Genomic DNA, 19,387 nt, shown 5'->3' on the forward strand with positions numbered 1-19,387 from the left:
GGCCGGTCGCCCTTAGAAAACAAGGCGGCTGGCCCGAGTTCTTTCGCGGGCCCCGTCTCGAGCGGCGCCTCCGCAGGTCGCCGACGGATGGCGCCGTGTTCCGGCTCGGCTGAACACGTCCGTGGCCGCGGCCCTGCCCGGGTGCACCGATGCCCGGGTGCGCTCAGCCGCAGGTGCGCTCGACGAGCGCCGCGACCGTGCGCCAGTTGCGGACGGTGATGACCGCGTCCAGGTGACGATCGAACCAGTCGTTGTCCAACTTGGTCCGCGCGACGCCATTCGGCAGGTGCAGGAAGGCGTCCGCACCGACCACGGCGAAGCGGTCGCCCGGCGATCGCTCGGGGTCGAGGGCCTTCACCTGCCGAGCCGACGGCTCGCGCGAGAGGAACCCGACGAAAAGGGAATCCTCCGGCGCACCTTCGAGCGCGTAGGGGTTGCCCAGGAACAGCACTTGCAGTTGACGCGCACTGCGCACGACGACCGGCACCGCGAAGCCGAACCGCTCCTCGAGCGCCGCAGCCGCGAGCTGGGGCAGGCGCTTGGCGAGGGTTGCCGTGGCTGTGAACACGGCGTTGCCGCTCTGCAGGTGGGTCGCCACGTTGGTGCAGCCGAGCCCCTCCAGGATCGCCGCGAGCTCGGCCATGGGTACCCGACGCTTGCCACCCACGTTGACGCCGCGCAAGAGGGCTACGTACCTCATCCCCAGGACCCCCGGTAGATCACCACCCGATAGCCGTCCAAGTCGACGAAGGTGCGTCCGCCCCGATCCCAATAGGGGTTGTGGGCGGGCACCTGGGCGAAGCCAGCGGCGGCCATCCGATCACAACGCCGACTCCATTGGGCTTCGTCCTCGATGTAGAAGACGAGCAGGTTCTCCGGTGAGGGCGGCTCGCCCGCGCCGCCCCCCTCTTCCTGGGTGAACTCCAAGTGGTAGGGCCCCCCGGGTGCTCCGAGCATCGCGCCGTCGAAGCCCTCGTGGGCCTCGAACGAGCCGATCAGCTCGAAGTCGAGGCCGTCGCGGTACATGGCGACGATCGCCGCGAGCTGCTCCGTCGGCCGCGCCACGCGCAAGTGGGGCTCCGGATTCCCCTTCATCGTCCGTCCCCCAACTGAGTCCCGTTACCCGCGCCGTCATGACCACCCCCCGCCGCGTGGGGGACCGGTGCCAGGTGACTGAGGGTGCGCGACAGGTCGTGGAGGCGATAGGGCTTGGGCAGGGCGGCTTGAAAGCCGTGTTCGGCGTAGCGGGCCATCACTCCGTCCTCCGAATAGCCGCTGCTGGCGACGGCGCGCAGTTGGGGCGAGCGCTGTCGCAGTCGCCGAAGGATCTCGACCCCCGAGAGATCTCCGGGCAGGGTCTGATCGATGATCGCGAGGGTGAAGGGCCGACCCTCGGTGCTGGCCCGGTCGAGCAACTGCAGCGCGTACATGCTCGAGTCCGCCACTTCGGCCTCGAACCCGCTGACCTGCAGCATCTCCATCAGCAGGAGCCCCACGTGTCGATCGTCGTCGACGACGAGCACCCGTTCGCGCCCGGAGGTTCCGCGCGCCGCGACTTCCGAGGGCTCGGCAATCAGCTCGCCCTCCGCGGCTGGCAGTAGGATCCGGAAGGTCGTGCCGCGCCCCGACGCCGATTCCAGGCCGATGACGCCGCCGTGGCGCTTCACGATCGAGTTGGACGTCGCCAGACCCAGCCCGGTACCGCCTTCGCGCGTGGTGAAGAAGGGGTCGAACACCCGAGCCTGGATCTGGACCGGGATACCCGGGCCATCGTCGCAGACCTCGACGCACAGGTACTCGCCTTCGCCCACCGCCCGCTCGGTGGCCTCGGCCCCGTCGACCCGATGGTTGCGAAGGACGATTCGCACGCTCCCGCCGTCGGGCTGGCACTGCCGCGCGTTGAGCAGGAGGTTCTCGAAGACCTGACGCAACTGGCCCGGATCGGCCTCCGCGCGGTGCAGTTCCTCCTGCGCTTCGACGGTCACGGCGATGCGCGACCCGGCGAAGGCCATGCTCGCAGTCTCCTCCACGACCTCCGCTACCGAAACCGGGCGGCGTACCGGCTCGCCGCCGGTGGCGAAGGTCTGAAGCTGTGCCGCGAGCTGCGCCGCGCGATCGAGGGCGACGTCCGACGCGTCGAGTAGTGGATTCTCTGCGAGCGCCGTCTCCATCCGGAGCAGCGAGAGGTTCCCGGTCAGGATCGTCAAGACGTTGCGCAGATCATGGGCGATGCCGCCGGCCAGCATCCCCAGCGAGCGCAGTTGGTTGGTCTTGGCGAGCTCGGCCATGGTCGACTGCAACTCCCTGGTGCGGCGCTCGACCTCGACCTCCAGGGCGCGCGCGCGTCGGTGGTCGGACGTTGCGCGATAGACCCCCAGGGCGGCGCCGACGCTGAGCAGGGTCAGAAGCGTGACGAACCACCAACGGCTCCAGACCGGCCCCACCGCCAGGATCCGCGGGCTGAAGAGGCTGTCGCTCCAGGCCGATCCGGCGGAGCGCGCCTGGATCTCGACCTGGTGTTCCCCGGCGGGTAATCCGGTGAAATGGGCGTCGAGGTGGCCGGCCCCAGACTCGTACGACCACTCGGTCAGTCCAGCGCCGCGGTAGCGAAACTCGACGTTGCGCTCGCTCAGAAGCGATCGGCTGCCTACCAGCAGGCGCAGGTCGTCGCGCGCCGCCTCCAAGCGCGCGGTTGCGTGCAGCGGCTGCGTGACTGCGCCGACAGTCATCGAGAGCAGCTCCAACCTCGGCGGCTGTCGCTCCACCTCGAAGTTGGCCGGGAAGACTGTCACGCCGTCCGTGGTCCCGATCCAGATCCGACCGAAACCGTCGATCTCCACCGCCGCACGGTTCGACTCCAGACCGGTCCGCTCGGCCATCCACTCGAGTGAAGTCACCCGCCCATCGTGGGCGCACTCGAAGCCGTTGTCCGTGCCGATCCAGAGCCGGCCGCGATCGTCCTCGACGACCGAGTACACCGGGCGTTCCAACGGAGGCGACAGGGGTGCGCGCACCAGTCGGTCGCCTTCGAGCAACCACAGCCCTCGCGCGCTGCCGCACCAGACGCGACCGTCGCCGCTCTGGTAGACGGTGTAGAAGTGGTTCGTGAGATGGGTCTGCGGCCTGTCGCCCTCAGCGGCGGTCACTTGCCGCCAGCCGCCACTGCCGCCGATCCAGACGCCGAGGGCGGACGCCACCAGGACTCGGCCGTCGTCCGTCACCTCCAGGCGACGCAGCCCGGCCGATTCACCGATCCCTCCAAAGGCCCGCTCGAAGGATTCACCATCGAACAGCCATACCTCGTCACCGGTCGTGACCAGGAGTTCGTCACCCCAGGGGTGAACCGACGAGAGCCAGCCCTTGGCCTCGGCCGGCGGCAGTACGAGTTGGGGCGGACCCTCGCCGTCGAAGTGGCCGATACCGAGGCCGTTGACGGCTATCCAGACCCCGCCCTTTCCGTCCGCCTCGAGGTCCATGACGCGCGCCAGAGCCGGGCGCGTGGGGTCCGCGCCGGGCAGCGGCACGTGTCGTAAGCCCGCGGACCCCACGACAGTCAGCGCGCCGTGGTGCCCGAGCACGATGCGGCCATCACCGAGGCTCGCGATCGCACTGACCTCGCCCTCACACAGCCCCACGTTCTCGTCGAAGAACTGAAGGCCCGGATCGGCGATCTTCATCGCCCCCAGGTCGGACGCGAGCCACACCAGCCCCTCGTCGTCGCGCCACAGGGCGTTGACCCCGTCCGCCACGAGGCCCGAGTGTCGGTCGATCTTGCGCACGCTGCCGGTCGCTGCGTCGTGGTGGAAGATCGCCCACGGGGTGCCATAGATCGTCGCGCCACGGCCGTCTTCGACCAGCGCCACCAGCGACCCACCGGTGACCACCGGGGCCGGGAGACCGCGCGCCAGGAGCTCGACCTCGCCCCGGGCCCAGACTCGCGCCAGCCAACCCTCGGCGCCGAGCACCAGCAGCGAATCGGCCGCGGTCGCGGCGCAGAGTCCCACGATCGAGCCCGGCGGCAACTCGCCGTCCAGCGCCAAGGGGCTCAGGGTCCCCGTCCGATCGACGGTCGCGAGGCCATCGTCCAGCCCGACCACGATTCGATCTCCGAAGCGCTCAATGGGCCGGGCACGGTCGCGCGGCCCGTTGACCGCGCTCCACTCGGAGCCGTCCCAGCACAGCAGACCCCGGGTCTCGGTCGAGACCACTGCGAACGCGTCCGCTCCACTTCCGACAACCTCGAAGTCACAGGCCGGCTGGAGTTCGTTGGCGGAGGCGAAGGGCTCGAGCGACGTCAGTTGTCCCTGTTCGCCGTGCAGCACGGTGTCGGGCGAGCAGACGATCCAGGGCTCACCGTCGTCGGCGAAGCGCACGAAGCGCACCGGAGTCCCGGGTACCAACTGGTCGGCGAAGAGCCTCTTGAAGTCGGCGCCGTCGTACTCGAACAGGCCGCCACGGGCTGCGAACCAACGGTGCCCCCCCGGGGCCTGACGCACGTCGAGGACCATCGAGCTCGCCAGGCCGTCCGCCGCCGTGTAGCTGTCGACCATCAACCCCTGACCGAACGCCGGGAAGGCCAACGCGACGATCGCCGCGCCGACTCGCAGCGCGTTCAGAGAGATCTCGGGGCGGGACATGGAGGGGAGTGGGAGGACAGGCATCCCGGAGGACGACACCAGCGGCGTCGGCATGCTCCGGGACGCGGTGCAGCCTAGTGTCCTGGATCCGAAATTCGGCGTCACTGCCCGGAGGTCCGATCGATGCTGGCCAGGCGCGCCGACGACGCGTATCCGCTGCGATACTCGGAGGAGGCGCTGGCGACGCCAGCGGCGATCGGAGCCCGGGAAGTGACGCCGAATTTCGGATCCAGGACACTAATGAGACCACCGCAGGACGAGCGGCGCCCAGGCGCGGGAGCCCACCGCAGACGCTCGGAACATCGCCGGGACGGGATAGTGATCCTAGTGCTCGGCCCCGGGCGGGATCGAGGCCGCGCCCACAGTGCGGTCCCCTCGGTCGCCGCGCCAACGTGGCAAGCGACGCAGATCGGTGACCTGGAGTCCGAAGTCCGGCAGCAACGGCCGCAGGACTTCGACCTCAGGTCGCTATCGATCGAACAGGGAGACGCCGTCCATCCCTGCCGAGGGGCGCAGGCCGGCCAGCTCGAGTAGGGTCGGCGCCACGTCGGCCAAGATCCCCATCGGTCGCAGCCGCGCTCCCAGCAGGTCCGTGCCGCACAGGACGATCGGGACCGGGTTGGTCGTGTGTGCGGTGTGCGGCTGGTGCGTGAGCTCGTCCCACATCATCTCGGCGTTGCCGTGGTCGGCGGTGATCGCCACCATGCCGCCGCGCTCGACGACCTTGGGCACGATCCGCCGCAGGCACTCGTCCACGGCCGTAACCGCCGCGCAGGCCGCCGCCTCGATGCCGGTGTGGCCGACCATGTCCGCGTTGGCGAAGTTGACGATGTAGACGTCCGTCTCGTCGCGCTCCAGGGAGTCGAGCAGGCGGTCGCACACCTGCGGCGCGCTCATCTGCGGCTGCAGGTCGTAGGTCGCCACCTTCGGGCTGGGCACCAGGATGCGCCGTTCCCCAGGCAGCTCGGCCTCCCTACCGCCGGAGAAGAAGAACGACACGTGGGCGTACTTCTCGGTCTCGGCCAGGCGCAGTTGGGTCAGACCGGCTTCGCTGACCAGGTCCGGGAAGGTGCCCGTGAGCTCGCGCGGCGGGTAGACGATCGCGAAGGGGAAGTCCGCGCGGTACTGGGTCATCGTCGTCAGCAGCGGCCGCACGCGCGGCGTGCGCTCGAAGCCGTCGAAGCTGTCGAGCCCGAGAGCCGCGCAGATCTCGCGCATGCGGTCCGAGCGGAAGTTGAAGCAGATCACGGGATCGCCGTCGCCGATCCGCCCACGGTCCGGATCGCCGACCACGAAGGGCTCGAGGAACTCGTCCGAGGTGTCGGCCTCGTAGCTGGCGCCGAGGGCCTGGGCCGCGCGGTCGACGCGCAGGCCGACGCCGCCCACGAACAGGTCGTAGGCGCGCTTGACCCGCTCCCAACGCTGGTCGCGGTCCATGGCCCAGTAGCGACCGATGACCGAAGCGATGCGGCCGACCCCGGCGCGCTCGATGTCCTGCTCGAGGGCGGCGATGAAGTCGGCGCCCGATCGCGGCGGGGTGTCGCGACCGTCGGTGATCGCGTGGACGCAGACCTGCTCGGGCGCGAGTCCGCGCGCGGCCGCGGCGTTCAAGAGCGCGCGCAGGTGCCCGTCGCTCGAGTGCACGCCGCCGTCGCTGACCAGCCCCATCAGGTGCAGGGTGCGGTTCTCGCTGCGCGCCAACTCGAACGCCCGCGCCAGGGCGCCCATGCCCGCGAACTCGCCGTCGCGGATCGACTTGTCGATGCGCGTGATGTCCTGGTACACGACGCGACCGGCGCCCAGGTTCATGTGCCCGACCTCACTGTTGCCCATCAAGCCCAGGGGCAGACCGACTTCCTCGCCGCTGGCCGACAGCAGCGTGTGCGGGTACTTGCCGAGCAGCTCGTGGTAGTAGGGCGAGCAGGCCCGAATCACGTTGTGCTCGGCGGCCTCGCGGTGGCCCCATCCATCGAGGACGATCAAGAGCAGGGGTCGCGTGTTCAAGGTGGGCTCCGAGCCTTCAGGGGTCAGTCGTCGGAACCGCCGTTGGCGGCGGTCCGGTGGGGATCGAGCGATCGCATCCGGGAGAGGCGCTGCTGGATCTCCGCGAGGATCGATTCGCCCACGCGCAGGCGCAGTCGCAACTCGTCGCTCGCCTCCATCCGGCCGGCTAGCGAGCGCAGGGTCGACAGGGTCAGCTCCAGGGCCGCCTGGGCTTCCAGCGACGCAGGGACGAGCCCCGAGGGCAGACCGCCCGTGACCTCGGAGGTCGCCTGCCCCGCGGCCGAGGCCGCCACGCCGCCCAGCCGCACCACCGCCGCGGCCCCCTCGAGCACCTCGAAAGCGAGGTCGAAGACGCGCTGCAAGAGGCGCGCGCGGTCTTCATCGGGAGCGATCGCCAGGCGGTCGTCGAGGGTCCGCGCCTCCTCGGCGACCTCTTCCAGGATCCCGGCCAGGGAGCCGAGCTCCCTGGCCCGGCCCTGGGCGTAGGTCGCCGTTCCCCCCTCGAGCGCCCCATCCGCGGCACGGGGACCGTCGGCGAGGGCTGGGCCCGCCATGCGCCGGGCAGCTCCAGCGGCCTCCACGGCGGCTCGCGCCACGTGGTTTCCGGGCGTGGAGTCAGGGCTCGGTTCCATGGGGGGAGACGCCTGTCGCCCCGGCCGCCTGCGGGGAGCGGCGCGACCGGGGGCGAGGGCGCGGTAGTCTAACCGACCTCCACCGCGACCCAGCCCGGCTCGAACCCCATGAAGCTCCGTCAACCGCTCGCCCTCGCCGTCCTCTTCGCCGGCCTCTTCACCGTCGTCGCCTGCGCCACCACGCCGATCAGCGGACGCAAGGCCTTCATCCCCTTCCCGGTCAGCGAAGACGTGACCCTGGGCGTGGCCGCCTACGACCAGTCCATCGGTGGCCTGCCGCTGGTCACCTCGGGCCCCCAGTTCCAGATGGTGCAGCGCGCCATGGATCGGCTGGTCGCCGCCCTGGGCGCCGACGACCCGGGCTTCGAGTGGGAAGTGCGACTGATTCGCGACGACAACACGGTCAACGCCTTCTGCCTGCCCGGCGGGAAGATGGCGGTGTATACCGGCATCCTCCCGGTGGCGCAGACCGAGGAGGGCCTGGCCGTGGTGATGGGGCACGAGATCGCCCACGCGATCGCACGCCACGGGATGCAGCGGATGACCCTCGAGTACGGCGTCCAGGGCGCGCTGGACATGGCCGAGGCCTTCCTGTCGCCCGACCTGGCCACCTACCGCGACCTGACCGAGGGCGCTACGGACCTGCTCGTCTCCAAGCCCTACGGCCGCGACAACGAGCTGGAGTCGGACTACATCGGGTTGATCCTGATGGCCCGCGCCGGCTACGACCCGCGCAACGCCACCAAGTTCTGGGAGCGGATGTCTTCGCTCGGCTCCAGCGGCACGCCCGAGTTCCTCTCGACCCACCCCAGCCACGGGCACCGGATCGAGGAGCTCGAGGCGAAGATGCCCGAGGCCTTGGCGATCTACGAGAATCGATGAGGACGGGCGCCGCGCGGGCGAGTCGGAGGCTGAAGCCCGCTCGTGGGTCCCGGGCGGGGATTGCGACACGGATCACTAGAATCCCGCAAACCATTACGCGCCATAACCTTAGCCTCACAGGCCAGGCCCTGCGCGTGCGTCACGCGGGCCCCTTGACTACCATCCGACCCGCGCCGGGGACCCCCTTCCCACCCACCCCAGTCCCCCTGGCGAGCTCGCATTGAAGGTCGCCTTCGTCACTCCCGAACTTCACTCCCTGGTTCGGCGAACGAACCTGGCGAGTGTCGCCCAAGACCTCGCTCGCGCTCTGCGCTCGGCCAACGCCGACTGCCGCGTGTTCATGCCGAACACGAAGGACGTCGAGCAGGACAAGCTGACGGACCTCGAGCGCATCGCGACGGTGCCCGTCGACTCGCCCCAGGGCCGCGTGGTGTTCGACGTGCTGCGCGGTCACCTGGACGGCCTGCCGGTCTTCCTGTTCGACCAGGCGCAGCTCTTCGGCGGAAGGCATCCCTACGGCGACGAGAACGGGCCCCACGAGGACAACTGGAAGCGCTACGCCCTGTTCTCGCGGGCGGTGCTGGCCTCCTTCCCCTCGCTGGACTTCCCGGCGGACGTGATCCACGGCCTGGACTGGACCTTCGGCACCCTGCCGCTGTTCCACCAGTTGCACTACCTCGGGCGCGACACGGGCCTGGCCGCGGAGCGCGCCGGGACGTTCTTCTCGATCCACAACCTGGCCATGCAGGGCTCGTTCGAACGCGAGATCCTGCCGCGCATGGGTGTTCCTCACGAGTACTTCCGCCTGGTCGACGGCGTCGAGCTCGCGGGCAAGGTCAACTTCCTCAAGACGGGCGCCGAATTCGCGACCGTGATCGGGACCCACTCCCCCACCCACGCCCTGAAGATCCAGGAGCAGGATCGGGGCTACGGGCTCGAGGACACCTTCCAGCGGCGCAAGAAGGAGCTGATCGGGATCCACAACGGCGTCGACTACGCCTCCTGGAACCCGTCGACGGACCGCCTGCTGGCGGCGCCCTTCAGCGCCAAGGCCGGCGCCGCGGGCAAGGCCAAGTGCAAGGCGGACCTGCAGAAGTCGCTGCTCCTGGACGGCTCGGACAAGACGCTCCTGGCCTGCCACATCGGCCGCTGGGATGCCGACTCGGGCTTCGACCTCTTGGCCGAGGTCTTGGCGCTGGTGCTGGAGCACGACGTCGAGCTGGTCGCGATGGGCGCCGGCGGCGAGGACATCACGCGGCGGCTGCGCACGATCGAAGGCACCTTCGTCGGGCGTGTGCGGATCATCGAGGGCTACGACGCGGCGGCCGCGCACCGGCTGCTGGCTGGTTCGGATGTGCTGCTGATGCCCTCGCACTACCAGCCGGCGAACCCGCTCTTCGCGATCGCCCTGCGCTACGGCGTGCTGCCGATCGTCTACACGGAGAGCGGGCTCGAGGACACCATGCCCGACGCCGAGACGGCCAAGGACGGGCTGTCCTTCCACTTCGACCCGTACACCGGCGACGGGCTGCTGGCCACGGTGTTGCGCGCCGCGCAGCTCCACAAGGACGGTCCGGCCTGGGACAAGTTGGTGGCGCGCGCCCTGTCCCAGGACTATTCCTGGGAGCGGACCGCGGCCGACTACCTCAAGGCCTACCGCCGCGTCACCCGCCGCATCCGCGGCCGCTAGCGCGTCGATGCGCGCCCTGGGGTTCGACGTCGGCGGGTCCGCGGTCAAGGCCGGGGCCGTCGATCAGGATGGGGGCCGGCGCCGCGAGGCGCGGCGCGAGGTTCCGGCCGACGTCAACTTCGACGTGCTTGCGCGCCTGTTGAAGGAACTCGCCGACGAGCTCGGGCCGGCCGAAGCGGTCGGCGTGGGCGTGCCCGGCCTGCTCGATCGCGCGGCGGGTCGCGTCGAGGTCTCGCCCAACCTGCCCTGGCTCCAGGGCGGCGACCTGCGAGCGGCCGCCGGCGCGGCTACGGGGATCGCGGCGGCGCGGGTTCAGGTCGAGAACGACGCCAACGCGGCGGCCCTGGGCGAGGCCTGGCTGGGCGCCGGGCGCGGGGTCGACGACCTCCTGTGCGTGACCCTGGGAACGGGAGTCGGCGGCGGCCTGATCCTCGGCGGACGCTTGGTCCTGGGCGCAGGCACCGCCGGCGAGATCGGTCACGTCAAGGTCGACCCGCTCGGCCCGCCCTGCGGCTGCGGCGGGCGAGGCTGCGTCGAGACCTTGGCCTCGGCCACCGCCGCCCGCCGGCGCGCCATCGAAGCGGGCTTGCCTGCCGATGACCCGGGCGATTTGGAGCAGCTCGGTGAGCGGGCTCGGGCTGGCGAGGCTCCCGAGGCGCAGCTGCTGGCCCGCATCGGCCGCGATCTGGGCTACGGCCTCGCGGCCGGGCTCAACCTGCTCGACCTGCGGACCTATGTGATCGGCGGTGGCTTCGCCGCGGCCTTCGACGGGCTGGAGCCGGGGATCCGGGCGGGTCTGCGTGAGGGCAGCTACGGCCGACGCGTCGACGAGCTGACCCTGGTGCGCGCCGAACTCGGCTCGTCAGCCGGCTGGATCGGCGCGGCCCGCGCCGCCCTGGTCGCGGCCGGACATTGAGTCGAACTCGCGCCGCAATAGGCCCGCCCGATCTGCGAACAAGGGGCTGCACCGGTCCCAACTGCCCGAGCCCCCATGAACAACGAATCACCGCTGCGCGTCGAGAACCTCTCGATGCGCTACCGCAGGGGCCTTCTGCGCCACGGGCACCAGGCCCTCGACTCCGTCTCCCTCGAGGTCGGACGCGGACAGGTCTTCGGGCTCCTCGGTCCCAACGGCGCGGGCAAGACCACCCTGATCAAGGTGCTGCTCGGCCTCGCGGTGGGCTGGAGCGGACGCGCGGAGCTGTTCGGCGAGCCGGCCAACCACCGCGCCGCGCGCAACCGTGTCGGCTACCTGCCGGAGTCCCACCGGCTCCCGCCCTACCTCACCGGGCGCAAGACCCTGGAGCTGTTCGGAATGATGTGCGGGCGCGATCGGCGCTGGCTGCGCGAGCGCATTCCGGTCTGGCTCGAGAAGGTCGACATGACCCGCGACGCCGACCGCAAGATCCGCGAGTACTCCAAGGGCATGCAGCAGCGGGTCGGCCTGGCCGCGGCACTGGTTCACGAGCCCGACCTGGTCTTCCTGGACGAGCCCACGGACGGCGTCGACCCGGTCGGTCGCGCCGCGATCCGCGAGGTGATCGCCGAGCTGCGCCAGCGCGGGACCACGGTCTTCCTGAACTCGCACCTGCTGCTCGAGGTCGAGCGCATGTGCGATCAGATCGTGATCCTCGACAAGGGCAGGATCCTGAAGCAGGGCTCGCTCGAGCAACTCACCAACGACACGGGCACGGTGCGGGTCGTGCTGGCGAGCGAGCCGCCGCCGGATCTGCGCGTGCGGCTCGCGGAGCGGGAGCTTTCCGTCGACGGATTGGGCCTCGAGTTCCTCGGTGAGCAGCCGGAGGTCGACCTGGTGGTCGACCAACTGCGCGCCGCCGGCTGCTCGATCCGCAGCATCGAGCGCGAGAAGAACGACCTCGAGGACGTATTCATCGACCTCGTGCAGGGCTCGGGGGTCAAGCAATGAGCGACTATCGACGCAGCAACGTCGCCCGGGCCCTGCTCGCCGACGCGGTGGCTCAGGTGCTCGACAACAAGGTCTTCCGCATCCTCGCGGTGCTCAGCGCCCTGATCGTCGCGCTCACTTTCGCAATCGGTTTCCGCGAGGACTCGATCTGGCTCTTGGGTGGCCTGCGCGAGTACTTCTACGAGGACCTGTTCTCGTTCTTCGGCGCGACCATGCCCGTGGGCGGAACGACCCAGCAAGAGGCGGTCATCAGCTTCCTGCAGAAGCTCTTCGTGGACTACTTGGCCGGCTACGTCGGCATCCTGTTCTGCATCGGCGCCACGGCCTTCTTCGTGCCGGCGATGCTCGAGAAGGGCTTCGCCGACACGTTGTTCTCGAAGCCGGTGAGTCGCTGGTCGCTCCTGCTCTCGCGCTACCTTGCGGCGCTGCTGTTCATCGCCTTCCTGTCGGCGTTCCTGGTCGGGGGGATGCACCTGGGCCTCTCGATCAGCTCCGGCTACAGCGATCCGAGCTTCCTGTGGTCGGCGATCACCCTGGTCTACCTCTTCGCCCTGATCTCGAGCTTCTCGGTGCTGTTCGGGACCTTCACGCGCAGCACGGTCGCGGCCCTACTCTTGACCTTCGCGGCCTATGGCGTCACGACCGGCGTGCACAACGCCTGGATCCCGATCCAGATGGGCCGCGAGCTCGGCGCCTTCGACGAACTCGAGAAGTCGCGCGAAGAGGGACGCAGCAACGAGGTCGCCGACACCTTCATCGACGGCCTGATCGCGACCGCCGAAACCCTGCACTACATCCTGCCCAAGACCGTCGACGCCAAGTACATCACCGCCGACCTGCGCGACCAGGTGATCAGCGATCCGGAAGAGGCGCGGGCCAGGTCCGAACGGCGCTCGCGTCGCGGGGCAGGCGGCGACGACGACAGCGCTGAGGCCGCGGACAGCAAGGCAGGCGGCAGAGCGTCCCAGGGTCGCCGCAGCGCGGACCTCGACCCATGGACGTGGTACGAGACCAAGGTCGGCTGGGACGCGAGCCTGCCGTTCAACTTCGGCTTCTCGATCGCCAGCTCCTTGGTCTTCGTCGGCGCCGCCCTGGGGCTGGCCTGGCTGCGCCTGCGACGGATCAGCTTCTGAGACCGAGCGCGGGCTAGCCGGATGGGGTGATCAGGCCGATCTCCTTCATGGGCAAGGGTTGACACCACCGATTGCAGCCCCTCGCGGTGACTGCGGCCAGGAGATCGGCCTGCTCACCCCATCCGGCTAGTGTCCTGGATCCGAAATTCGGCGTCACTTCCCGGGCTCCGATCGCCGCTGGCGTCGCCAGCGCCTCCTCCGAGTATCGCAGCGGATACGCGTCGTCGGCGCGCCTAGCCAGCATCGATCGGACCTCCGGGCAGTGACGCCGAATTTCGGATCCAGGACACTAGGCTACGGCTCGGATGAGGGAAGACCTGATCGGAGAGCTGCGGGCGATCGTCGGTGCCCGGGGAGTGATCGCGGACGCGACGCGCCTGTCCGCCTACGAGTCCGACGGACTGGCCCTCTTGAGCGAGCAGGCCGACCTGGTCGTCCTGCCCCGCGACACCGACGAGGCGGCGCGGGTGGTTCGCGCCCTGCACCGGGCCCAGGTCCCGGTCGTGGCCCGCGGCGCGGGCACGGGCCTGGCGGGCGGCGCGCGGCCGGTGGCGGGGGGCGTCGTGATCTCGACCGCTCGCATGCGCGACCTGCTCGAGCTGGATCCGGTCGACCGCTTCGCGCGGGTCCAAGCGGGCGTGGTCAACGTGGACTTGGATCGCGCGGCCGCCGAGCACGGCCTGCGCTACGCGCCGGACCCCTCGAGCCAAGCGGCCTGCACCCTGGGCGGCAACGTGGCCAACAACTCGGGCGGCCCCCACTGTTTCAAGCACGGCGCCACGGCGCGCCACGTGCTCGGGCTGGTGGCAGTGCTTCCGGACGGGGAAGTCTTGGACCTGTCGGAGCCGACTCTCGAGCCCGACGCGGAGGCCACGGGCGGGCTCGACCTCGCGGGCTATCTGGTCGGCTCCGAAGGCACCCTGGGCCTGGTGACGGAGGTGACCCTGCGCCTGGTCCCGCGGCCCGAAGTGGTCGAGACCCTGCTCGCGGTCTTCCCGACCCTCGACGGCGCCTGCGACTCGGTCAGCGAGATGATCGCCGAACACCTCGAGCCCTCGGCGATCGAGATCCTCGACCGGCTGACGATCGAGGCCGTCGAGGCCAGCGTCTTCGCGGCCGGCTACCCCACCACCGCCGAGGCGGTGCTGCTGCTCGACCTGGAGGGTGGCCGCGCGCTGGTCGAGGACCTCTCGCGCCAGATCGAGCCGATCGTGGCCCGCCACGGCGGCTTCGACCTGCGCCGCGCCCGCAGCGACGCCGAGCGCGCAGCCCTGTGGGCCGGACGCAAGGGGGCCTTCGGCGCCATGGGCCGTGTGGCCCCGGACCTGTACGTGGCCGATGCGGTCGTGCCGCGCACCAAGCTGCGCGAAGTCGTGGCCCACACTGTCGAGGTCTGTCGCGAATTGAACCTGCGCCTGGCCACCGTCTTCCACGCCGGTGACGGCAACCTGCACCCGAATATCTGCTACGACCGTCGCGACGCCGACGATGTGCGCCGGGTGCTCGAGGCCGGCGACCGGATCCTGGAGAAGTGCATCGCGGTCGGCGGTTCCCTGACTGGCGAACACGGAGTGGGCCTGGAGAAGCGCGACCACCTGTGCCAGGCCTTCGACCAGGCGGACCTCGACGCCATGGGCGCCGTGCGCCGCGCCTTCGATCCCGAGGGGCGCTGGAACCCCGGCAAGACCCTGCCGGTGAGGGCCTGCCTCGAGCTTCACGCCGCCCGGCCTCTGCGCGCGGGGGCGGCGCCGCGATGATGGCCGGTGGAAACAGTGCGGATGGAAAGCGAACCGATCGGAGTGGCGCCGATGGGGACGGCGGCGATCGGGGTGGTGCGACGGCAGACGAGAGGTTCCTGGCGCGATTGGAAGCCGCGGCTGGTGCGACGCTGTCGACCCTGGAGCTCCCAGCCGGTCCTGTCCCGATGGTCGCACCCGAGGATCTGAGCGGTGCCGCCGAGGTGCTGCGACTCTGTTCCGGGGAAGGTCGTCGCGTCCTGCCCCTCGGCCGGGGCACCAAGCTCGGCTGGGCGCCCCCGATCGGGCCGGTGGACGTGGCCCTCTCCACCCGCCGCCTGACCGGCATCGTGGCCCACGAACCCGCCGACGGAACGATCACCGCCCTGTCGGGCACGACCCTGGCCGAGCTGGCGGCAACTGCCGCCCTGGGCGGCGGCGCGATCACCCCGCTGTTGCCCGACGCGGTCTCGGCGACCCTCGGCGGCGCCCTCTCCAGCGGCCAGGACGGTCTCGACCGCCTGCGCCGCGGCGCGCCCCGCGACCATGTCCTGGGCGCTCGCCTGCTGCTCACCGACGGCACCCTAGTGAAGAGCGGCGGTCGCCTGGTCAAGAACGTGACCGGCTACGACCTGCACCGCCTCGTCTGCGGTGCCCACGGGGGCCTGGCCCTGATCGTCGAGGCCAGCCTGCGCCTGTTCAGCGAGCCGCGCGCGACGGCCTTGATCCGTGTCCGCTACGACGACTTCGAGCCGGCCTGCGCAGACGCCCTCGCCCACGGCCGCGGCGCCGACTCCCCACGTCGCGTCACCCTGCGGCGCGAGGCGGGAGGGGTGCTGCTCGAGATCGAGCTCGCCGCCAGCTGCGTCGAGGTGGATGAGCAGAGTACCGCCCTCCATCGAAAGCTGCCGAGCCCCGAGCGACTCGACCTGCCCGCCTCCGCGGCGCGCACCGAGGACACTGCTGCGCGCGCGATCATCACCACCCGCCCCGCGCGGATGGCGAGCCTGGTTCGATCGATCGAGCAGCTCACCGGCGAACTCGGCAGCGGTCACCTGGGCCTGGTCGAGCCCTGCCTCGGCCGGGCCACGGTTCGGTTCGACGGCGAGGCGGGTGAGATCGAGCGGTTCGCCGCGGGCCTCAACCGGCTGGAACCCACGGGAGCCAGGATCCAGTGGCGTGACCGTCCGCGTCCTGCGGTCGACTCCGCTTGGGCCTATGGTGCGGCGGAAACTGGAGAGACTGAGGGGAGGCGAGTCGTCGAGCGAACAGCTGGAGTGGCCCTGGCCAACCGCATTCGCCGCGCCCTGGATCCCACTTCCACCCTCGTCCCACGGTCCGGGGGCGCTTGACCCCCATGGGGCGGCGGGCATGGTTTCGGCGGTTGCGGGCCGAGAACCCTCCCGCCCCGGTCGCACCCGCCTCCACCCCCAACCACCCGGGATACCGAACGGCACGCCTCGAGGTTGCACCCCGGCCCCGAAGAATCGACCTTGGTCCAGGCGAGTCGGGCTCTGCGACGCGATTGGTCCAAGAGAGTCCGCGGGTCGCGTGGACGGCCGAGAGCCCATAGTTCACGGTTCGTGGCCTGTGGTCCGTAGTCCGCGGTCCGCGGTCCGCAACCCTCGATCCTCGGCTCGTGGACCGCCTTTCGCCGATCGTGCTCCCCAACCAGCCGGCTCAGCACGCACTCTCTGCCCGTCGCCTGCGGATGGCGACCGGTCAGCCGCGGCGGGCGGCACTCCACTTCCGGCCGGGCCCTTCGCCCCTCGCGAACTGGCCCCGTCCCGACTGGCCCCGTCCAGCTCACGCGATCCTCGGCCGTGTCCGTCGCGCCGGGAGTGACCTCGAAACGCCGAGGTGCTTCCACCTCCCATGGACCTCCACAACCCCAAGGACCTGGTCGACCACGCAGCCACGTTGGATTGCATCCACTGTGGCCTGTGTCTGCGCTCCTGCCCGACCTACCAGTTGACGGGGGTCGAGTCGTCGAGCCCGCGGGGCCGGGTGCATCTGATGCGGGCAGTGGCGGAGGGCCGGATCGAGGCAGGCCAGGACTTCGAGGATGAGATGGACTTCTGCCTCCTGTGTCGTCACTGCGAAAGCGTCTGCCCGGCCGGGGTGCAGTTCGGGCCGATGATGGAGGTGACCCGCGATGGGTTGGAGCGGCGCCGTGGTTCGAGCCTGCGCCGACTCGCTCGTCGCGCGGCCTTCGCCTGGTTGCTGCCGAGCCGTTGGGCCCTGGGCGCGGCCGCGGTCCTGGCGCGCTTCGGCCAGATGAGCGGACTCGATCGCATGGTGCGCGCCCTGCTCGGCGAGCGCGGACGCTTCATCGACGGCGCGCCGGCCGTGCCCCCGGCGAGGGATCGGCGGCGCCTGCCCGCGGTCACCCCGCGCCACGCCGCGGCGACCGATCGCGGGTCTGTTTGGATGCTCGAGGGCTGTGTGATGCCGATTCTTCTCGGCGGGACGAACCGCGCCACGGTCCAGGCATTGACGGCCCTCGGTCACGAGGTGCGCGTTTCACAGGCGATGGTCTGTTGCGGGTCCCTCCACGCGCACAACGGGGAGCGGGGCCTGGCGCGGAAGCTGGCGCGCAAGGCGATCGAAGCATTCGAGGCCGAGCCGAGCCTGCCGATCGTCGTCAACAGCGCCGGGTGCGGGGCTCACCTGCGCGAGCTGGCACACCTGTTCGAAGCGAAGGACCCATGGCGCAGCCGGGCCGCCGATGTGGCCGCTCGGGTGCGCGACTTCTCGGAGGTGGCGGCTCCGATTCTCGCCGGGGTCGCGCGTGCCGACGGCTCCGGCGAGGCACCGATCACCGCGGCGTGGGACGCACCCTGCCACCTGTGCCACGGCCAGGCTGTCCGGCAGCCGCCCCTCGACGTTCTCGATTCGCTGCCGGGCGTCGATACCCGTCCCCTGGCCGACTCCGAGAGCTGCTGCGGATCGGCGGGGCTCTACTCGCTGCTGCGTCCCGATGACTCGAGTGCGGTGCTCGAACCCAAACTCGAGAGCCTGCGACGCAGTGGGGCCCAGGTGCTGGTCACCGCCAACCCCGGCTGCCAGCTCCAGTGGAGCCAGGGCATCGCGCGGGCCGGCTTGGATGTGCGCGTGGCCCACCTGGCCGAACTGGTCGCCGAACGCTACACGCCTGCGGTGTCGCCCGAGTCCTGACCGTCCGAGAGTCGGAGTACATCCAGCACCGCCTTGAGGGGCTCGACGCTCGCGTGCTCGTTCCCCAGCGGCCAGTGGGCCACCAGAATCTGACCCGTGTCCGCGCTCGACAGGTTGACGCGGATCAGGTCGTAGAAGCTGCCGTCGTCGAGGAACTGGCGCAGGTGGACGTAGTCCGCTTCCCAGGGGCCGAAGCCCACCACGCCACGGTCGACCAGCCCCTGCCAACTGCTGCGCTGGTCGGGCTTCTCCAGCCACCTCTTGCGACGCTCGGACAGCATCTGACCGCTGGGCAGGTTGCCGGTCTCGAACTGGCGAGCGACCGGCACGGGTCCGGCGTAGCGCCCGATCAGGACCACCTCGGGCAGCTTCGTCCGCAGGTCCCCGGTGGGAGCGCCGGGGACTCCGCCGGACGACTCGGCCGCTCCGTCTGCGGCGGAGGCAGTGCTCGCGTCCCCTTCGCCGCCGACATCACCGCGTGGCTCCGCCGGCTCTACGGTCCGCTCGAGTCGCACCCACCGTTGCTTGCTGGCCACCGCGGTCCCACCGGCGAAGTGCAGGGAGTAGGGCAGCTCGACGCCCGGCTCGAAGAGGTCGTCGTAGAGCTCTCGCGAGTCCGCGCCCTGCACACGCAGACCCAAGACGGCCACGCCCAGGCCGACCACCAACATCAGACCCAGCATCACGAACAGCACTCCGAACAGGCTGTCCGGCCTCCGGGTGTCTTCCGTGGCGACGGTGGGCGCCGCCACCTACTTGCCCCCCCACACGTCGAAGGGCGCGAAGAAGTCCTGCAGCGCAGCCTCGTCGAGCACGACACCGGCCTTGTTCGAGGACAGGTGCAGCAGGAGCGGCCTGGCGCGTTCCCCGCTCAGGTCGACCTGGAGCACTTCCACGGACTCGCCCGACATGAATGGATTCACGGGCCCGGTGGAGTCCGCGGCGAAGCGTAGGGCCTTCAGCTTGCGACCTTGGAGCGTCACCTCCAGTTGTTCACCTTCGGAGACCTCGACCTCACCCTCACCCGGGGAGTTGGCCGGCTCGTGCAGGAACTCGAGCTTCTCCTTCTGCGTTGCGCCGACCGGCAGGCGGTAGAGCATCGCCGTCAGATCGCTCTTGCCGCTGCTGTCTCCCGGCCGATTGATGATCAGGAGCTGCATGTCCGGGACCTTGTCGAGCTCCTTGTCGTCCATCCCCGGAATCCGCCGCATCATGCCGGTGATCAGCCGCGGCTCGACCTTGAGCGGCTCGTAACCCTCAGGCCGCACCGCGCCGAACGGCATCACCTCGCTGATCACGGGCCAGGCCGCCTCGGGACCGAAGGTCGAGAACATCTTGTTCCCGAACCAGACGCTGCCCCCGATGAAGAGCATCAGGACGATCAGGCAGCCGCCTCCACAGCCCCAGATCCACACGGGGAAGGCGCGTCCGCCCTGGACGTCGTTCTCGAGCTGGGGGTGCCAGTCCTGGTTGTCGGTGGCCGTCTTGGTTTCGCTCATGGTCGATCGGTGGCTGGGGTAAGGCTGGGTCTACGCGCGAGCCAGCGGTCCATTCGCCGGCTGTCGAAGT

15 protein-coding genes are annotated in these 19,387 nt (G+C 70.3%); 8 read left to right on the forward strand and 7 right to left on the reverse strand.

Going from position 1 to position 19,387, the window contains the following annotated elements; all coding sequences use genetic code 11:
• Nucleotides 1–163 precede the first annotated feature (163 nt).
• From Pla133_RS21320 to Pla133_RS21340, 5 genes are all read right to left on the reverse strand, one after another.
• Nucleotides 164–700 carry a DUF1697 domain-containing protein gene (locus Pla133_RS21320; protein ID WP_145069040.1) on the reverse strand — a complete coding sequence of 179 codons (537 nt, stop codon included), beginning with the start codon at nucleotides 698–700 and terminating at the stop codon, nucleotides 164–166.
• Nucleotides 697–1,095, reverse strand: a complete 399-nt coding sequence (locus Pla133_RS21325; RefSeq protein ID WP_145069042.1) for a VOC family protein — start codon at nucleotides 1,093–1,095, stop codon at nucleotides 697–699. The genes Pla133_RS21320 and Pla133_RS21325 overlap by 4 nt, the downstream gene beginning before the upstream one ends.
• A complete protein-coding gene (locus tag Pla133_RS21330; RefSeq protein WP_145069044.1) occupies nucleotides 1,092–4,637 on the reverse strand; it encodes a hybrid sensor histidine kinase/response regulator in 3,546 nt (1,181 codons plus the stop codon). The genes Pla133_RS21325 and Pla133_RS21330 overlap by 4 nt, the downstream gene beginning before the upstream one ends.
• Nucleotides 4,638–5,105: 468 nt before the next feature.
• Nucleotides 5,106–6,641 (reverse strand): 2,3-bisphosphoglycerate-independent phosphoglycerate mutase, encoded by a 1,536-nt coding sequence (gene gpmI, locus Pla133_RS21335; RefSeq protein ID WP_145069046.1) that lies wholly within the window; start codon nucleotides 6,639–6,641, stop codon nucleotides 5,106–5,108.
• A gap of 23 nt (nucleotides 6,642–6,664) precedes the next feature.
• The gene (locus Pla133_RS21340) at nucleotides 6,665–7,273 is read right to left on the reverse strand and encodes a hypothetical protein (RefSeq protein ID WP_145069048.1); all 609 of its coding nucleotides are present in this window, start codon (nucleotides 7,271–7,273) and stop codon (nucleotides 6,665–6,667) included.
• A 108-nt stretch (nucleotides 7,274–7,381) separates the two neighbouring features.
• On the opposite strand from Pla133_RS21340, the gene Pla133_RS21345 reads away from it, so the two are divergent.
• From Pla133_RS21345 to Pla133_RS21380, 8 genes are all read left to right on the forward strand, one after another.
• Nucleotides 7,382–8,155 carry a M48 family metallopeptidase gene (locus tag Pla133_RS21345; protein ID WP_145069050.1) on the forward strand — a complete coding sequence of 258 codons (774 nt, stop codon included), beginning with the start codon at nucleotides 7,382–7,384 and terminating at the stop codon, nucleotides 8,153–8,155.
• Nucleotides 8,156–8,375: 220 nt separating this feature from the next.
• A complete protein-coding gene (locus Pla133_RS21350) occupies nucleotides 8,376–9,845 on the forward strand; it encodes a glycogen synthase (protein WP_145069052.1) in 1,470 nt (489 codons plus the stop codon).
• Between the two features lie 7 nt (nucleotides 9,846–9,852).
• Nucleotides 9,853–10,761 carry an ROK family protein gene (locus Pla133_RS21355; protein WP_145069054.1) on the forward strand — a complete coding sequence of 303 codons (909 nt, stop codon included), beginning with the start codon at nucleotides 9,853–9,855 and terminating at the stop codon, nucleotides 10,759–10,761.
• A 75-nt stretch (nucleotides 10,762–10,836) separates the two neighbouring features.
• Nucleotides 10,837–11,772, forward strand: a complete 936-nt coding sequence (locus Pla133_RS21360) for an ABC transporter ATP-binding protein (RefSeq protein WP_145069056.1) — start codon at nucleotides 10,837–10,839, stop codon at nucleotides 11,770–11,772.
• Nucleotides 11,769–12,905, forward strand: coding sequence for an ABC transporter permease (locus Pla133_RS21365; RefSeq protein ID WP_145069059.1), 1,137 nt, complete (start codon nucleotides 11,769–11,771; stop codon nucleotides 12,903–12,905). Before Pla133_RS21360 ends, Pla133_RS21365 begins: the two co-directional genes overlap by 4 nt.
• Nucleotides 12,906–13,210: 305 nt before the next feature.
• Nucleotides 13,211–14,662, forward strand: a complete 1,452-nt coding sequence (locus Pla133_RS21370; protein WP_145069061.1) for an FAD-binding oxidoreductase — start codon at nucleotides 13,211–13,213, stop codon at nucleotides 14,660–14,662.
• A 167-nt stretch (nucleotides 14,663–14,829) separates the two neighbouring features.
• Nucleotides 14,830–15,993, forward strand: coding sequence for an FAD-binding oxidoreductase (locus tag Pla133_RS21375; protein WP_419191815.1), 1,164 nt, complete (start codon nucleotides 14,830–14,832; stop codon nucleotides 15,991–15,993).
• 523 nt (nucleotides 15,994–16,516) lie between these two features.
• On the forward strand, nucleotides 16,517–17,818 hold the full coding sequence (locus Pla133_RS21380; RefSeq protein WP_145069065.1) for a (Fe-S)-binding protein: 1,302 nt from the start codon (nucleotides 16,517–16,519) through the stop codon (nucleotides 17,816–17,818).
• Here the strand turns inward: Pla133_RS21380 and Pla133_RS21385 are convergent.
• Both Pla133_RS21385 and Pla133_RS21390 read right to left on the reverse strand, forming a co-directional pair.
• Nucleotides 17,788–18,570 carry a hypothetical protein gene (locus Pla133_RS21385; RefSeq protein WP_145069067.1) on the reverse strand — a complete coding sequence of 261 codons (783 nt, stop codon included), beginning with the start codon at nucleotides 18,568–18,570 and terminating at the stop codon, nucleotides 17,788–17,790. The genes Pla133_RS21380 and Pla133_RS21385 overlap by 31 nt on opposite strands.
• The gene (locus tag Pla133_RS21390) at nucleotides 18,571–19,317 is read right to left on the reverse strand and encodes a hypothetical protein (RefSeq protein WP_145069069.1); all 747 of its coding nucleotides are present in this window, start codon (nucleotides 19,315–19,317) and stop codon (nucleotides 18,571–18,573) included.
• Nucleotides 19,318–19,387 lie beyond the last annotated feature (70 nt).

This window comes from Engelhardtia mirabilis (assembly GCF_007748095.1).
In the GTDB taxonomy this organism is placed as follows: domain Bacteria; phylum Planctomycetota; class UBA1135; order UBA1135.

Excerpts from the sequence above, each read along its gene's own strand:
- Pla133_RS21325 (WP_145069042.1), bottom strand. The coding sequence starts at position 1,095 with ATGAAGGGGAATCCGGAGCCCCACTTGCGCGTGGCGCGGCCGACGGAG.
- Pla133_RS21365 (WP_145069059.1), top strand. The coding sequence starts at position 11,769 with ATGAGCGACTATCGACGCAGCAACGTCGCCCGGGCCCTGCTCGCCGAC.
- Pla133_RS21370 (WP_145069061.1), top strand. The coding sequence starts at position 13,211 with ATGAGGGAAGACCTGATCGGAGAGCTGCGGGCGATCGTCGGTGCCCGG.
- Pla133_RS21360 (WP_145069056.1), top strand. The coding sequence starts at position 10,837 with ATGAACAACGAATCACCGCTGCGCGTCGAGAACCTCTCGATGCGCTAC.
- Pla133_RS21340 (WP_145069048.1), bottom strand. The coding sequence starts at position 7,273 with ATGGAACCGAGCCCTGACTCCACGCCCGGAAACCACGTGGCGCGAGCC.
- Pla133_RS21380 (WP_145069065.1), top strand. The coding sequence starts at position 16,517 with ATGGACCTCCACAACCCCAAGGACCTGGTCGACCACGCAGCCACGTTG.
- Pla133_RS21345 (WP_145069050.1), top strand. The coding sequence starts at position 7,382 with ATGAAGCTCCGTCAACCGCTCGCCCTCGCCGTCCTCTTCGCCGGCCTC.
- Pla133_RS21390 (WP_145069069.1), bottom strand. The coding sequence starts at position 19,317 with ATGAGCGAAACCAAGACGGCCACCGACAACCAGGACTGGCACCCCCAG.
- Pla133_RS21375 (WP_419191815.1), top strand. The coding sequence starts at position 14,830 with ATGGTCGCACCCGAGGATCTGAGCGGTGCCGCCGAGGTGCTGCGACTC.
- Pla133_RS21320 (WP_145069040.1), bottom strand. The coding sequence starts at position 700 with ATGAGGTACGTAGCCCTCTTGCGCGGCGTCAACGTGGGTGGCAAGCGT.
- Pla133_RS21330 (WP_145069044.1), bottom strand. The coding sequence starts at position 4,637 with ATGTCCCGCCCCGAGATCTCTCTGAACGCGCTGCGAGTCGGCGCGGCG.
- Pla133_RS21355 (WP_145069054.1), top strand. The coding sequence starts at position 9,853 with ATGCGCGCCCTGGGGTTCGACGTCGGCGGGTCCGCGGTCAAGGCCGGG.